Annotated in this window: 13 protein-coding genes; all 13 read left to right on the forward strand. The window is 66.8% G+C overall.

What is annotated here, in order from left to right; translation table 11 throughout:
• Positions 1-44: 44 nt before the first annotated feature.
• The 13 genes from tsf to lpxB all read left to right on the forward strand — a co-directional run bounded on the left by tsf (position 45) and on the right by lpxB (position 14,061).
• Complete coding sequence (tsf, locus tag EL249_RS08345; RefSeq protein ID WP_005673146.1) at positions 45-932, forward strand: translation elongation factor Ts; 888 nt, start codon at positions 45-47, stop codon at positions 930-932.
• Between the two features lie 30 nt (positions 933-962).
• The gene (pyrH, locus tag EL249_RS08350) at positions 963-1,718 is read left to right on the forward strand and encodes a UMP kinase (RefSeq protein ID WP_005673144.1); all 756 of its coding nucleotides are present in this window, start codon (positions 963-965) and stop codon (positions 1,716-1,718) included.
• 75 nt (positions 1,719-1,793) lie between these two features.
• Positions 1,794-2,357 carry a ribosome recycling factor gene (frr, locus tag EL249_RS08355; RefSeq protein ID WP_005673143.1) on the forward strand — a complete coding sequence of 188 codons (564 nt, stop codon included), beginning with the start codon at positions 1,794-1,796 and terminating at the stop codon, positions 2,355-2,357.
• 45 nt (positions 2,358-2,402) lie between these two features.
• Positions 2,403-3,173 (forward strand): polyprenyl diphosphate synthase, encoded by a 771-nt coding sequence (gene uppS, locus EL249_RS08360; RefSeq protein WP_005673142.1) that lies wholly within the window; start codon positions 2,403-2,405, stop codon positions 3,171-3,173.
• Between the two features lie 43 nt (positions 3,174-3,216).
• Positions 3,217-4,050 carry a phosphatidate cytidylyltransferase gene (locus tag EL249_RS08365; protein ID WP_005673141.1) on the forward strand — a complete coding sequence of 278 codons (834 nt, stop codon included), beginning with the start codon at positions 3,217-3,219 and terminating at the stop codon, positions 4,048-4,050.
• A gap of 93 nt (positions 4,051-4,143) precedes the next feature.
• Entirely contained in the window at positions 4,144-5,319 is a 1,176-nt protein-coding gene (locus EL249_RS08370) for a 1-deoxy-D-xylulose-5-phosphate reductoisomerase (protein WP_005673140.1), read from the forward strand.
• A 309-nt stretch (positions 5,320-5,628) separates the two neighbouring features.
• Positions 5,629-6,987: an RIP metalloprotease RseP gene (gene rseP / locus EL249_RS08375; RefSeq protein ID WP_005673139.1), complete on the forward strand. Its 1,359-nt coding sequence runs from the start codon at positions 5,629-5,631 to the stop codon at positions 6,985-6,987.
• A gap of 134 nt (positions 6,988-7,121) precedes the next feature.
• Positions 7,122-9,389 (forward strand): outer membrane protein assembly factor BamA, encoded by a 2,268-nt coding sequence (gene bamA / locus EL249_RS08380; RefSeq protein ID WP_005673138.1) that lies wholly within the window; start codon positions 7,122-7,124, stop codon positions 9,387-9,389.
• A gap of 212 nt (positions 9,390-9,601) precedes the next feature.
• A complete protein-coding gene (locus EL249_RS08385) occupies positions 9,602-10,150 on the forward strand; it encodes an OmpH/Skp family outer membrane protein (protein WP_005673136.1) in 549 nt (182 codons plus the stop codon).
• 197 nt (positions 10,151-10,347) lie between these two features.
• Positions 10,348-11,463 carry a UDP-3-O-(3-hydroxymyristoyl)glucosamine N-acyltransferase gene (gene lpxD, locus EL249_RS08390; protein WP_083799465.1) on the forward strand — a complete coding sequence of 372 codons (1,116 nt, stop codon included), beginning with the start codon at positions 10,348-10,350 and terminating at the stop codon, positions 11,461-11,463.
• 30 nt (positions 11,464-11,493) lie between these two features.
• Positions 11,494-12,006 carry a 3-hydroxyacyl-ACP dehydratase FabZ gene (fabZ, locus tag EL249_RS08395; protein WP_005673134.1) on the forward strand — a complete coding sequence of 171 codons (513 nt, stop codon included), beginning with the start codon at positions 11,494-11,496 and terminating at the stop codon, positions 12,004-12,006.
• A gap of 4 nt (positions 12,007-12,010) precedes the next feature.
• Entirely contained in the window at positions 12,011-12,805 is a 795-nt protein-coding gene (gene lpxA, locus EL249_RS08400; protein ID WP_005673133.1) for an acyl-ACP--UDP-N-acetylglucosamine O-acyltransferase, read from the forward strand.
• A gap of 8 nt (positions 12,806-12,813) precedes the next feature.
• Complete coding sequence (gene lpxB, locus EL249_RS08405; RefSeq protein WP_005673132.1) at positions 12,814-14,061, forward strand: lipid-A-disaccharide synthase; 1,248 nt, start codon at positions 12,814-12,816, stop codon at positions 14,059-14,061.
• Positions 14,062-14,076 lie beyond the last annotated feature (15 nt).

Here is a 14,076-nt window from a genome sequence, read left to right on the forward strand (position 1 = left end):
CTGTCGTGCCATTTGAATTCAAGAACAGGAATAGAGAGAAAGACATGGCGGAAATCACCGCAAGCATGGTCAAGACGCTGCGCGAGAAGACCGACGCACCGATGATGGAGTGCAAGAAGGCACTCACCGAGGCCAACGGCGACATGGAGCGCGCCGAGGAAATCCTGCGCGTCAAGCTCGGCAGCAAGGCCAGCAAGGCTGCCTCCCGCATCACCGCCGAAGGTGTGGTGGCCGTGCAGATCTCGGCCGACGGCAAGACCGGTGCCATCGTCGAGATGAACTGCGAAACCGACTTCGTGGCCAAGAACGAGGACTTCCTTGCCCTGGCCGCCGGTATCGCCCAGCTGGTGCTGGACAAGGCGCCGGCCGACGTGGCCGCCGTCTCGGCACTGCCCATGGCTGATGGCCGCACCGTCGAGGAAACCCGTGCCGCGCTGGTCGGCAAGATCGGCGAGAACATGAGCGTCCGTCGCTTCGTGCGCACCGCTGCCAAGGGCAAGCTCGCCAGCTACATCCACGGCGGCGCCCGCATCGGCGTGCTGATCGACCTGGAAGGCGGCGACGAGGCCCTGGCCCGCGACCTGGCCATGCACATCGCGGCCACCAAGCCCATCGCGCTCTCCAAGGAGCAGGTGCCGGCCGAGGTCATCGCCAAGGAGCGTTCCATCGCCGAGCAGAAGGCCGCCGAATCCGGCAAGCCTGCCGAGATCGCTGCCAAGATGGTCGAGGGCGCCGTGCAGAAGTACCTGAAGGAAGTGACCCTGCTGGGCCAGCCCTTCGTCAAGGATGACAAGACCACCGTCGAGCAGCTGCTGAAGAACCGCCAGGCCAAGGTGGATTCCTTCACGCTGTACGTGGTGGGCGAAGGCATCGAGAAGAAACAGGACGACTTCGCTGCTGAAGTGGCCGCCCAGGTGGCAGCTGCCCGCTGATCTCGTCCAACGCACCCGGAGCACACCCCCATGACTGATTCCGCATCGACTTCCGGCGCCCAGGGCGCCGGCACGAAGGCTGCCTACCGCCGCGTCCTGCTCAAGCTATCCGGCGAGGCCCTGATGGGTAGCGACAGCTACGGCATCAACCGCCAGACCATCGAGCAGATGTGTCAGCAGGTCGCCGAGGTCAATCGGCTCGGCGTCGAGCTGGCTGTCGTCATCGGCGGCGGCAACATCTTTCGTGGGGTGTCTTCGGGCGCAGCCGGCATGGACCGCGCCACGGCCGACTACATGGGCATGCTCGCCACGGTCATGAACGCGCTGGCCCTGCAGGATGCCCTGCGCCAGACCGGCGTCGAGGCTCGCGTGCAGTCGGCGCTCAACATCGAGCAGATCGTCGAGCCCTACATCCGGCCCAAGGCGCTGCGCTACCTGGAAGAGGGCAAGGTCGTCATCTTCGCGGCCGGCACCGGCAACCCCTTCTTCACCACTGACACGGCCGCCGCGCTGCGGGGTGCCGAGATCAACGCCGAGCTGATCCTCAAGGCCACCAAGGTCGATGGTGTCTACACTGCCGACCCGGTCAAGGATCCGTCCGCGACCCGCTACCGCGAGATCACCTTCGACGAGGCCATCATGCGCAACCTGAAGGTGATGGACGCCGCCGCCTTCGCGCTGTGCCGTGACCAGAAGCTGCCCCTGAAGGTCTTCTCGATCTTCAAGACCGGCGCACTGACCCGTGTGGTGTGCGGCGAGGACGAAGGCACGCTGGTCCACGTCTGACCCGGTTCGCGCCCAAGCCCCTGGCCGGGCTCCTGCCCGGCCTTTCCGACCGACACGCCAGAAACGCACGCACCCATGCCCACACCCGCCGAAATCAAGAAATCCGCTGAACAGAAGATGCAGAAGGGCATCGAGTCCTTCCGCAACGCACTTTCCAAGATCCGTACCGGCCGTCCGCACCCGGGCGTGCTGGATCACATCCACGTCGACTACTACGGCACCTCCACGCCCATCAACCAGGTGGCCAACATCTCGCTGGCTGACGCCCGTACGCTGCTGGTCAACGTCTGGGAGAAGTCCATGGCCGTCGTCGTCGAGAAGGCCATCCGCGACTCTGACCTGGGCGTCAACCCGCAGTCGATGGGCACCGCCATCCGCGTGCCGATGCCGCCGCTCTCCGAGGAGCGCCGCCGCGAGATCGTCAAGGTCACCAAGCACGAGGGCGAGGCTGCCAAGGTGGTCATCCGTGGCGTGCGCCGCGAGGCCAATGACGAACTGAAAGCTGCTGCCAAGGCCAAGGAGATCTCCGAGGACGACGAGCGCCGGGGTCAGGAAGACATCCAGAAGACCACCGACCGCTTCATTGCCGAGATCGACAAGCTGCTGGCCGCCAAGGAACAGGAGATCATGACGGTCTGATCCGTCGTCACCTTCGTTTCTTTCCCCGGACCCCATCCTGCCATCATGAGCTTCACCAGTTCGACGCAGTCCGTTCCTGTCGCCGGTTCCGTGCCGCGCCATATCGCCGTCATCCTTGACGGCAACGGGCGCTGGGCCACCCGTCGGCACCTGCCCCGCGCCGCCGGCCACCGCAAGGGGGTCGAGGCCGTGCGCACCACGGTCGAGGGCTGTGCCCGGCGCGGTGTCGAATTCCTGACGCTCTTTGCCTTCAGTTCCGAGAACTGGCGTCGCCCCGCCGACGAGGTGTCGCTGCTGATGCGGCTCTTCCTGTCGGCGCTGCAGCGTGAAGTGGCGCTGCTGGATCGCAACGGCATCCGTCTGCGGATCGTCGGCGATCTGGCGCGCTTCGAGCCCCGCCTGCAGAAGATGATCGCCGATGCGGAGGCACGCACGGCGCAGAACACCCGGATGACGCTGACCATCGCCGCCAACTATGGCGGCCGCTGGGACATCCTGCAGGCCGGCAACGCGCTGCTGCGCGAAAGGGCGGCCAAGGGAGTGCCCGCCGATCAGCCCGTCACCGAGGCTGAACTGGCCAGCCACCTGTCACTGGCCTATGCACCCGAGCCGGATCTCTTCATCCGCACCGGGGGCGAGCAGCGCATCAGCAACTTCCTGCTCTGGCAGCTCGCTTACACCGAGCTGTACTTCTGCGAGTGCTTCTGGCCCGAGTTCAACGACGAGCGCCTGCAGGAAGCCATCCAGTGGTATGGCCAGCGCGAGCGTCGTTTCGGACGGACCAGCGTTCAGACCCGGCAGGACGCGGCACGGTGATCCGTCGCCACTCCCTTTCATTCTTCGCAGGAGGCGCCTTGTCATGCTGAAACAGCGCGTCATCACCGCTCTTATCCTGCTGGCCGTCATCATTGGCGTGCTGGCACTGGGTGGCACCACGGCTTGGGGGGTGCTGATGCTGCCCGTCATGGCGCTGGCCATCCATGAATGGACCCGTCTGCTGGGACGTCAGGCCTCGCCTGCACTGCCCATTTCGCTGGCTGTTGCCATCGCCTATGGCGCCTGGCGCAGCGATGCCACTCCCGCCCCGGAATGGCTGGTGCCGGTGCTGGGCATCGGCGTGCTGGCCTGGATCTTCGTGGCTTTTCGCTCGGTGTTCCGGGTGAGGCCGTCCTGCAGTTCTCCCTGGCTGGCCGCCTTCAGCATGCTGTTGCTGTGGGTGTCGCTCTTCGAGCTGCGCAACCTGGGGGCCGGCGTGCTGATTTCCGCCATGGCCATCGTCTGGCTGGCCGACATCGGCGCCTATTTCAGTGGTCGTGCCTTCGGGCGGCGCAAGCTGGCACCGCGCGTCTCGCCGGGCAAGACCTGGGAGGGCGTGGCCGGTGGTGCCGTGCTGTGTATCGGGACGGCACTGGTCGTGGCCCGAGCCGGGGCAGGGGCCGCCGAGGGCAGCCTGCCGCTGTTTTCCACCGTCGTTGCCCAGCACCTGGGGCTGATCGGCATGGCGATCGTGCTGATGCTGCTGGTGCTGCTGTCGGTCATGGGGGACCTGTACGAGAGCCTGCTCAAGCGCCATGCCGGTGTCAAGGACAGCGGCACGTGCCTGCCGGGCCATGGGGGCATGTTCGACCGCATCGATGCGCTCGTGCCCACCATGCCGCTGTGCCTGCTCATCTGGCTGCTGATGGTGCATTGAACGTCCATCAGCGCAACGAGAGGCCGGACGTCGTCGGCCCGCCCGCCCAGTCCCTGCCTGGCGGCCGTTCCCTGCCTCAATCCAACCATACACATGAAGACCATCTCCGTTCTGGGCGCCACCGGTTCCATTGGTGACAGCACGCTCGATGTCGTGGCCCGCCACCCCGACCGTTATCGGGTGCACGCGCTGTCGGCTCATCGCAATGTCGACAAGCTGCTGACGCTGGCTGTGCGGCACCGACCCGAGGTGCTGGCTGTGTCGGATGCCCAGGCTGCCGCCGGATTCGAGGCCCGGCTGCGTGCGGCTGGTGTCACGGCCCGGCTGGCCGTCGGCCCCGACGAGCTGGTCGAGGTGGCCGGCACGCCGGGCATCGATGCGGTCATGGCCGCCATCGTCGGGGCGGCGGGCCTGGCGCCCACGCTGGCGGCGGCGCGCGGCGCACGCTCGGTGCTGCTGGCCAACAAGGAATCCATCGTCATGGCTGGCGCACTTTTTGGCGCCGCCTGCCGCCAGTCCGGTGTCACGCTGCTGCCGGTCGATAGCGAGCACAATGCCATCTTCCAGTGCCTGCCGGATCGCGCTACTGGCGTGGACTCCCGCCGTGCCGTCCGACGCCTGATCCTTACCGCCTCGGGCGGGCCGTTCCGGACCTGGACGCCGGAGAGAATTGCCGCCGCCACGCCCGAGCAGGCCTGCAAGCATCCCAAGTGGTCGATGGGCCGCAAGATCTCGGTCGACTCGGCCACGCTCATGAACAAGGGGCTGGAGCTGATCGAGGCCCAGTTCCTCTTCGACATGCCGTCCGAGCAGCTGGATGTGATCATCCATCCGCAGAGCATCATCCATTCCATGGTGGAATATGTCGACGGCTCGGTATTGGCGCAGCTGGGTAATCCCGACATGCGGGTTCCCATTGCCCATGCGCTGGCCTATCCCGAACGCTTCGACAGTGGCGTCAGCTCCCTGGATCTGGTGGCGGCCGGCACGCTGCAGTTCGAGGAGCCCGACGAGACGCGCTTCCCGTGCCTGCGCCTGGCCCGTGAGGCCATGCGGGCCGGCGGCGGTGCTCCCTGCGTGCTCAACGCGGCCAACGAGGTGAGCGTGCAGAACTTCCTCGACGGCCGCGTGGGTTTTGCCGATATTGCCCGGATCAACGAGGCCGTGCTGACGGCGCTGGGCAACCCCGCGGCGCCCGACTCGCTGGCCGATACCCTGGCACTGGACGCCACCGCACGCCTGCTGGCCGAGCAGCAGATCGCCGCCTGAGCGCTTTCGTTGCCTTGGGGCTATCACCGCCTGGGCTTTTTGACGGGCAACCGGGCGATGGCGCGACCGAGTGGCTGAGCAGCGGGGCGGCTGAGCAAGCCGATCGGCCCGGAAAGCCTGGGTGTCCCGGGGGGGCATCCGTCGCCGGGCCCGGCTCGGGCTGGCCTGCAAGGGCGGCTGCCGGTCGGTCCGGACCATCCGGTCAGGCGGCGTGCCTTGTGCTTTGCGGCATGATGCCCTATCTGTCAGGGGTGGGGACGTTCGGCCCCCATCCCTTCAATACCCCGAATTCCGCCGGAGTCTGCGCCGATGACCACCCTGATTGCCTTTCTCTTTGCCTTGGGCGTGCTGGTGTTCGTGCACGAGCTGGGTCACTACCTGGTGGCCCGCTGGTGTGGCGTCAAGATCCTGCGCTTCTCCATCGGCTTCGGCAAGCCGCTGCTGACCTGGAAAGTTGGCAAGGATCAGACCGAATGGAGCCTGTCGCCCATTCCGCTGGGCGGCTACGTGCGCATGCTCGATGAAGAAGAGGGGGGAGAGATCGACCCGGCCGAGGTGCATCGCGCCTTCAACCGGCTGCCGCTGCTCAAGCGCTCGGCCGTCGTCATCGCCGGTCCGGCTGCCAACTTCCTTCTGGCCATCGTGCTGTATGCGGTGCTGGGCATGGCCGGCCTGCAGGAGCCCGCGCCGGTGCTGGCCACCCCGCCTGCTGGCACGGCCGCGGCATCTGCCGGCATCCAGGAGGGTGAACGGGTCCTGACGGTCGATGGCCATGCCGTCCAGTCCTTCAGTGAGATGCGCCTGAAGATGATCGATCCGATCGTCGAGCGTCGCCCGATCGTGCTGGAGGTGGAGGGGCCTGATGGCCGTCACCATCGCAGCATCCCCACCAGCGGCCTACCGGCCGGCGAACTGGAGCGTGATTTCACCCGCACGCTGGGCGTGGATCTGAAGGCTGGTCTGGTGCAGGTGGCCTCGGTGGAAGAGGGCAGCGCCGCGGCCCGCGCCGGTCTGCAGCTGGGTGACCAGGTGCTGCGCGTGAATGGCCAGCCCATCTCGCGCGCCCAGCAGCTCATCCAGCAGGTGCAGGCTTCGGATGACACCAGGCCGCTGCAGCTGCTGGTACGCCGTGGCAACGGCGAGATCACCGTACCGGTCACGCCGCAGCTCGTCTACGAGCAGGACGCTCAGGACGCTGGCGCACCGCCGCTGCGCAAGGGGCGTATCGGTGCCGGTCTGGTGCAGCAGTTCGAAATGGTGACGGTGGATCTGGGGCCGATCGAGGCGCTGGGCTACGGGGCCACGAAGACCTGGGAGATGTCGGTCTTCTCGCTGCGGATGCTGGGCAAGATGGTGGTGGGCAGCCTGTCCTGGAAAAACCTTTCCGGTCCTGTGGCCATTGCCGACTATGCCGGGCAGTCCGCTGCCATCGGCTGGTTTGCCTATGTGGGCTTCATGGCCCTGATCAGCGTGAGCCTGGGTGTGCTGAATCTGCTGCCGGTGCCCGTGCTCGATGGCGGGCGTTTGGTATATTACGCGCTCGAAGCGCTCAAAGGCAGCCCGTTTTCCGAGCGTTTCCGGCAGGTCACCATGCAGGTGGGCCTTGTCATGGTGGTCGGCCTGATGATCGTCGCACTCTTCAACGATCTCTCCCGCCTGTTCGGGTGACGCGCCGGCCACAGTCATTTCCACAGAATCTCTGACTGCGCGATAGACGATTCCGGCTGCCTTGGTCTCGCGCCGAGGAACCGGGTATCAAACACGCGATTTTCCCCCCTTGGGCCAGCCACGGTGCCGCCGTCGTGCTGGCCGGCCTGGCCACCCTGGCGTGGTCGGCCCAGGCCCTGGCGTTCTCGCCGTTCGTCATCCGCGACATCCGCGTACAGGGCCTGCAGCGTACCGAAGCCGGTACCGTCTTCGGCTATCTGCCCATCCGCGTCGGCGACGAGTTCACGCCGGCGCGCGCCAGCGAGGCGATCAAGGCCCTCTACGCCACCGGCTTCTTCAAGGACGTGCAGCTCGCGCGTGACGGCGAGGTGCTGGTGGTACGGGTGGAGGAACGCCCGGCCATTGCCTCCGTCGACGTGAGCGGTTCGCGCGAGTTCGATGCCGAGGCGCTGAAGAAGGCCATGCGCCAGGCCGGTCTGGCCGAGGCACGCATCTTCGACCGCTCGGTGCTGGATCGGGCCGAGCAGGAGATCCGCCGTCAGTACCTGTCGCGCGGCAAGTATTCGGTCAAGATCACCTCGGCCGTCACGCCGCTGGCCCGCAACCGGGTGGCGGTGTCGCTGGCCATCGACGAGGGTGCCAGCGCCCGCATTGCCCAGATCCGCATCCTGGGCAACAAGGTGTTCAAGGAATCCGAGCTGCTCGACCAGATCAAGCTCACCACGCCCAACTGGCTGTCCTGGTACACCAAGACCGACCAGTATTCGCGCGAGAAGCTGGCCGGCGACCTGGAGACGCTGCGTTCGTTCTACCTGAACCGCGGCTATCTGGAGTTCGGGATCGAGTCCACGCAGGTCTCCATCGACCCGGACCGCGAGAAGGTCTACGTCACGCTCACCATCCGGGAAGGCGAGCGCTACAAGGTCCGCGACCTCAAGTTCGGCGGCAACACCTTGGGGCGCGAGGAGCAGTTCCGCAAGGCGCTGGCGCTGAGGCCGGGTGACACCTTCTCGGGCGAGAAGCTTACCCAGAGCGAGAAGAAGATCACCGACGACCTGGGGGCCATCGGCTACGCCTTTGCCAGCGTCAACCCGGTGCCCACCATCGACCGGGAGAAGCGCGAGGTCGACTACACGCTGAACATCGACCCGGGCCGACGTGCCTACGTGCGGCGCATCACCATTGCCGGCAACCAGCGCACCCGTGACGAGGTCATCCGCCGCGAGCTGCGCCAGTTCGAGGGGGCCTGGTTCGATTCCGACAAGATTGCGCTTTCGCGTGACCGGGTCGAGCGTCTGGGCTACTTCCAGGACGTGCAGATCTCCAATGTGCCGGTGCCGGGCGTGCCGGACCAGGTGGATCTGCTGGTGAAGGTCACCGAACGCCCCACCGGCAACATGACCTTCGGTGCCGGCTACTCCACGACCGACAAGCTGCTCCTGCAGGTGGCGCTGAACGAGCCCAACTTCCTGGGGACCGGCAACACCTTCGGCGTCGAAGTCAACACCGGCCAGACCCAGCGCACTGCCTCGGTTTCCTATGTGGACCCGTACTTCACCAACGATGGCGTGAGCCTGGGAGCCGATCTTTACTCCCGCACCTTCAATGCCTCCAACTCGGGCCTGGGCGACTACCGCATCCGCTCCTCGGGCGCGGGCCTGCGGCTGGGCATCCCGTACACCGAGCTGGACCGCCTCAGCTTCGGCCTCGTCTTCGAGCAGAACCAGATCAAGCCGGGCACCACGGGGCTGCCGCAGCGCTACATCGACTACGTGAACCAGTTCGGCACCACCAGCGATGCGTGGCTGCTCACCTTCGGCTGGTCGCGTGACTCGCGTGACAGCGGCTACATGCCCACGCGCGGCCGACTGCAGCGCTTCAATTTCGACGTGACCTTCCCGGGGCAGGATCTGTCCTACTACCGGGCCACCTACCAGCATGCCTGGTACATCCCCGTCACGAAGGACTACACCTGGCTGCTGTCCGCTGACCTCGGCTATGGCCGCGGCTTCGGGGGCAAGCCCTATCCGGTGTTCAAGAACTTCTACGCCGGCGGCATCGGCTCGGTGCGGGGCTTCGGCTCCAACAGCCTGGGCCCGCGCGACGTGAAGGACAACAGCGCGCTGGGGGGCAACGCCTCGTTCGTGGCCAGCACCGAGCTGCTCTTCCCGCTGCCGGGCACCGGCAACGACAAGACGGTGCGTGCCTTCCTGTTCGCCGATGCGGGCAACGTCTTCGACAATCACTATGATTTCGGCGATCTGCGCTATTCGGCCGGTATCGGCATCAGCTGGTTCGCGCCCATCGGGGCTGACATCAAGCTGTCGTTGGGCTACCCGCTCAAGCGCAAGCCCGGTGACGATACCCAGCGCGTGCAGTTCCAGCTCGGCACCTCGTTCTGACGAGGCTGCAACCGGCGGCGTGCCCCGGCCCTTGACGGGGCGGGCACCCGTCGGGCAGGCACGGCGCCATGCGCCCGGCATTGCGCATGCAGTTTGCCGAAGTGTGCAAGAATCACCCGTCGAGTGTCCGGGTGCCCGGCCACGGCACAGGTCCTTCCCGTGCCCACAGGCCCCGCGCCCTCCCATCGAACCCAAACCGAGTTTTTCTACCCATGACCTTTTCCATCCCGAAGACCCCCCGCTTTTCTACGCTTCACCGGGCCGCGCTGGCCTGCGCGCTGACGGTCGGCCTGGCTTCCGTGGCCGGACCGGCCATGGCCCAGACCAGCCCCCGCATCGGCTTCGTCAGCACCGAGCGCATCATGCGTGACTCGGCGCCGGCCAAGGCCGCCCAGGCCAAGATCGAGAAGGACTTCTCGCGCCGCGACAAGGAGATCCAGGATCTCGGCGCCCGCCTGCGTACCGCCTCCGAGCACTTCGAGAAGGAGAGCGCGGTCATGTCCGACAGCGACCGTGCCCGTCGCCAGCGTGAGCTCTCCGACATGGATCGGGACTTCCAGCGTCGCCAGCGCGAGTTCCGCGAGGACCTGAACCAGCGCCGCAACGAAGAGCTGACCGCCGTGCTGGACAAGGCCAACCGGGCCATCAAGACCATCGCCGAGCGCGACAAGTTCGACCTGATCCTGCAGGACGCCGTCTACGTGAGTCCCAAGCTGGACATCACCGACAGCGTGATCAAGCAGCTCAACGCCGGTCGCTGATCCGTCATGCCCCAGGGCTGGCCGCCTCTTGAGCGGGCGGTCCTGGCCTGACCGGCCGGCCGGGTGTGATGCACCTGGCCACCCCGCGTCACGGCGTCCTGTGGCGCGGTCCGTTCCGTCTGCGCGAAGGCAGGCGGACGTACCATTCCGGAGGGTCCGGCCGGACCCTCCAGCATCTCGGGAGAGCAGAGCACCTCATGAAACGGAACCTTCAGACCCCGGTATCCCTGGCGGAGATCGCCCAGGTCCTGGGCGCCGAACTGCGTGGCGATCCGTCCGTGACGGTACGTCGCCTGGCCAGCCTTAGGAAGGCCGATACCGAGAGCATCAGTTTCCTGGTGCGGCCCCAGCAGCGTGAGGCCGCCCATGCCAGTCATGCCGTAGCCTACATCGTCTCGCCGCGCCTGGTCGATGATCTGCCGGCCGACGCCAACCTGCTGATCGATCCCGACCCCTACGGGGCCTATGCGCGCCTGGCGCAGTGGTTCGACGCCCGCGTCAATCCCCGGCCCGTTGCCGGCATCGCCGAGGGTGCCCATGTCCATCCGGATGCCCGAGTGGCCGCCAGCGCCGTCATCGAGCCCGGTGCCGTCATCGGTGCCGGTGCCGTGGTGGGCGAGGGCGCCTGGATCGGCGCCAACACCGTACTGGGGGCTGGCGCCTCGGTGGGTGCACGCACCCGGCTGCATGCCAACATCACGCTGGGCGACGACTGCAGCGTGGGCGAAGATTCCCTGATCCATTCGGGGGCCGTCATCGGCGCCGACGGCTTCGGGTTTGCGCCGAAGAAGGGCGGCGGCTGGACCAAGATTCCCCAGCTGGGGGCGGTCGTCATCGGCAATCGTGTGGAGATCGGGGCCTGCACCTGCATCGACCGTGGCGCGCTTGACGACACCGTCATCGAAGATGGCTGCAAGATCGATAATCTCGTGCAAATCGCCCATAATGTCCGGATCGGAGCAGATACGGCCATTGCGGCCTGCGCCGGCATCGCGGGCAGCGCGGTCATCGGCAAGCGGGTCCAGATCGGCGGAGCATCCGGCATCTTTGGCCACATCAGCATCTGCGACGATGCCGTGGTCTCGACGATGACCCTGATCTCCAAGTCCATCACCAAGCCTGCCTTCTACAGCGGCATCTTCCCGTCCATGGAAAATGCCGACTGGGAGCGGGCGGCGGCAGTGGTGCGGCAGCTGCCCGACATGCGCCGGCGCCTGCGTCGGCTGGAGCAGCAGGTCCAGACTGCTCACGCAGGCACGGATGCCCCGGCGACGGCAGAAGGTGGCACCCGCAACGACGATGCCGTCCAATGAAGAAAGAAGCAGCCAGAGAATTGTCCAAGCATGAGTGAAAATCAGCCGGCGATCGATATTTCGGAAATCCTTCGCTACTTGCCGCACCGTTACCCGTTCCTGCTCATCGACCGGGTCACCGAGATCGTCCACGACGAGCGCATCCTCGCCATCAAGAACGTCACCATCAACGAGCACTTCTTCCAGGGCCACTTCCCGCACCTGCCGGTCATGCCGGGTGTCCTGGTGCTGGAAGCCATGGCGCAGGCCGCCGGCATCCTGTCCTTTGCCAGCATGGGACGCTATGCCGACTCCAACTCGGTCTACTACTTCGCCGGCATCGACGAGGCACGCTTCAAGCGCCCGGTCAGCCCTGGCGACCAGCTCGTGCTGGACGTGCGCATCGCTCGCAAGTCGCGCCTGGTCTGGAAGTTCCATGGCGTGGCCACGGTCGACGGCCAGAAGGTGGCCGAGGCTGACCTGATGTGCGCCCTGCGGGAAATCAGCCAGGAGGCCGCCGGCGAGCCCCCCCTGGCCGGCAAGGTCGGTACCAGCAAGGCCTGACCGCATGGTGCAGCCCCTGATCCATCCCACCGCCGTCATCGACCCTGCTGCCGAGCTGGACAGCAGCGTCGAGGTCGGCCCCTATGCCGTCATCGGGCCGCACGTGCGCATCGGCGCCGGCTGCAAGGTGGGTGCGCACGTCGTGCTCGAAGGCCCCACCATGCTGGGCGAGAACAACCGCCTGTATCCCTTCTGCTCCGTCGGCGCCGCGCCGCAGGACAAGAAGTACGCGGGTGAGGACACCGCACTCGAGATCGGCAACGGCAACACCATCCGCGAGTGCGTCACCATCAACCGGGGCACCGTGCAGGACGGCGGCACCACCCGGGTCGGTGACGACAACTGGATCATGGCCTATGTCCACATCGCGCATGACTGCGTGGTGGGCAACCACACCATCTTCGCCAACACCACCAACCTGGCGGGCCACGTCCACATTGGTGACTGGGTCATCCTGGGCGGCAACTCGCAGGTTCACCAGTTCTGCAAGATCGGGGCGCATGCCATGACCGGCACCGGTTCCATCGTGCTGCAGGACATCCCGCCCTATGTCATGGCCTCCGGCAACCCGCTGGCTACCCATGGCATCAACAGCGAGGGCCTGCGTCGCCGCGGCTTCGCGCCGGAAGAGATCACCCTCATCCGCCGCGCCTACAAGACGCTCTATCGGCAGGGGCTCACGCTGGCCGAGGCCCGCGAGGCGCTGCAGGCCCAGGCCGCCACCGACGCCACCCACGAGAAGTGCCTGGGTCCGCTGGTGCGCTTCCTGGGCGACGCCACCCGCGGCATCGCCCGCTGAGCCGCGCCATGGCCACGCCCCGCATCGGCATGGTGGCCGGCGAGGCCTCCGGCGACCTGCTGGCGGCTTCGGTGCTGGCCTGCTGGCGCGGGCAGGGCGCTTCTAGCGCCACGCTTTCCGCCGGCCAGCCTGACGACGCAGCCGTGTCGTCCGGGGCAGGGGACGCGCTTTCGCATCCTCCATCATCCGGCTCGGACCGCATGGTCTGCGCCGGCATTGGCGGTCCGCGCATGCAGGCCGAGGGTTTCGAGGCCTGGTGGCCTTCCGAATGGCTGGCCGTCCATGGCTACGCCGAAGCCTTCAAGGCGTTGCCGCGCCTGCTGTGGGTACGCCGCCAGCTCCGCCAGCGGCTGCTGAACTGGCCTGCCCAGGCCTTCGTCGGCGTGGATGCCCCGGACTTCAACCTGGGACTGGAAGCCCGACTGCGGGCTGCCGGCGTGCGCACCTATCATTTTGTCAGTCCCTCCATCTGGGCCTGGCGCCGTGAGCGCATCGAGAAGATCCGCCAGGCGGTGGATCACATGCTGCTGGTCTTTCCCTTCGAGGAAGCCATCTATCGCGAGGCCGGCATCCCCGCCACCTACTGCGGCCATCCACTGGCTGACCAGATTCCCTTCGAGCCTGATCAGGCCGCTGCCCGCCAGGCGCTGGGGCTGCCGGCACAGGGTACCGTCATCGCGCTGATGCCCGGTAGCCGCCGTGCCGAGGTCGAGCACCTGGCGCCCACCTTCCTGGCCGCCGCCGCGCTGATGCACCAGCAGCATCCTGACTGGCACTTCATCCTGCCCGCCGCCGGCGAGGCCCGCTTGGCCCAGCTGCGTGCGCTCATCGATACCGATCCCGCCTGGCGCACCTTGCCGTTGCAGCTGCTATCTGGCCAGTCGCACACCGCGCTGGCGGCCTGCGACCAGACGCTGATCGCCAGCGGTACCGCCACGCTGGAAGCCGCGCTCTTCAAGCGTCCGATGGTCATCGCCTACCGGCTGGCCCCGCTGTCCTACCGGATGATGAAGAACAAGGCCTATCAGCCCTGGTTCGGCCTGCCCAACATCCTGGCGGGCGAGTTCCTGGTGCCCGAGTTCATCCAGGATGCCGCCACACCCCAGGCGCTGGCCGAGGCCATGGTCCGGCAGCACGACGATGCCGGCGGGCGTGAGCGCCTGGTGGCCCGCTTTGCCGAGATGCACCACGTGCTGGCCCAGGGCTGTGCCCGTCGCGTGGCCGAAACCGTGCTCGATGACCTGTCCCGCGCCTGAAGGGCCCCAAGCGCA

The organism is Lautropia mirabilis, assembly GCF_900637555.1.
GTDB classification, from domain to species: domain Bacteria; phylum Pseudomonadota; class Gammaproteobacteria; order Burkholderiales; family Burkholderiaceae_E; genus Lautropia; species Lautropia mirabilis.

Coding starts and splice junctions, on each gene's coding strand:
- tsf (WP_005673146.1), top strand. CDS start 45: ATGGCGGAAATCACCGCAAGCATGGTCAAGACGCTGCGCGAGAAGACC.
- pyrH (WP_005673144.1), top strand. CDS start 963: ATGACTGATTCCGCATCGACTTCCGGCGCCCAGGGCGCCGGCACGAAG.
- frr (WP_005673143.1), top strand. CDS start 1,794: ATGCCCACACCCGCCGAAATCAAGAAATCCGCTGAACAGAAGATGCAG.
- uppS (WP_005673142.1), top strand. CDS start 2,403: ATGAGCTTCACCAGTTCGACGCAGTCCGTTCCTGTCGCCGGTTCCGTG.
- EL249_RS08365 (WP_005673141.1), top strand. CDS start 3,217: ATGCTGAAACAGCGCGTCATCACCGCTCTTATCCTGCTGGCCGTCATC.
- EL249_RS08370 (WP_005673140.1), top strand. CDS start 4,144: ATGAAGACCATCTCCGTTCTGGGCGCCACCGGTTCCATTGGTGACAGC.
- rseP (WP_005673139.1), top strand. CDS start 5,629: ATGACCACCCTGATTGCCTTTCTCTTTGCCTTGGGCGTGCTGGTGTTC.
- EL249_RS08385 (WP_005673136.1), top strand. CDS start 9,602: ATGACCTTTTCCATCCCGAAGACCCCCCGCTTTTCTACGCTTCACCGG.
- lpxD (WP_083799465.1), top strand. CDS start 10,348: ATGAAACGGAACCTTCAGACCCCGGTATCCCTGGCGGAGATCGCCCAG.
- fabZ (WP_005673134.1), top strand. CDS start 11,494: ATGAGTGAAAATCAGCCGGCGATCGATATTTCGGAAATCCTTCGCTAC.
- lpxA (WP_005673133.1), top strand. CDS start 12,011: ATGGTGCAGCCCCTGATCCATCCCACCGCCGTCATCGACCCTGCTGCC.
- lpxB (WP_005673132.1), top strand. CDS start 12,814: ATGGCCACGCCCCGCATCGGCATGGTGGCCGGCGAGGCCTCCGGCGAC.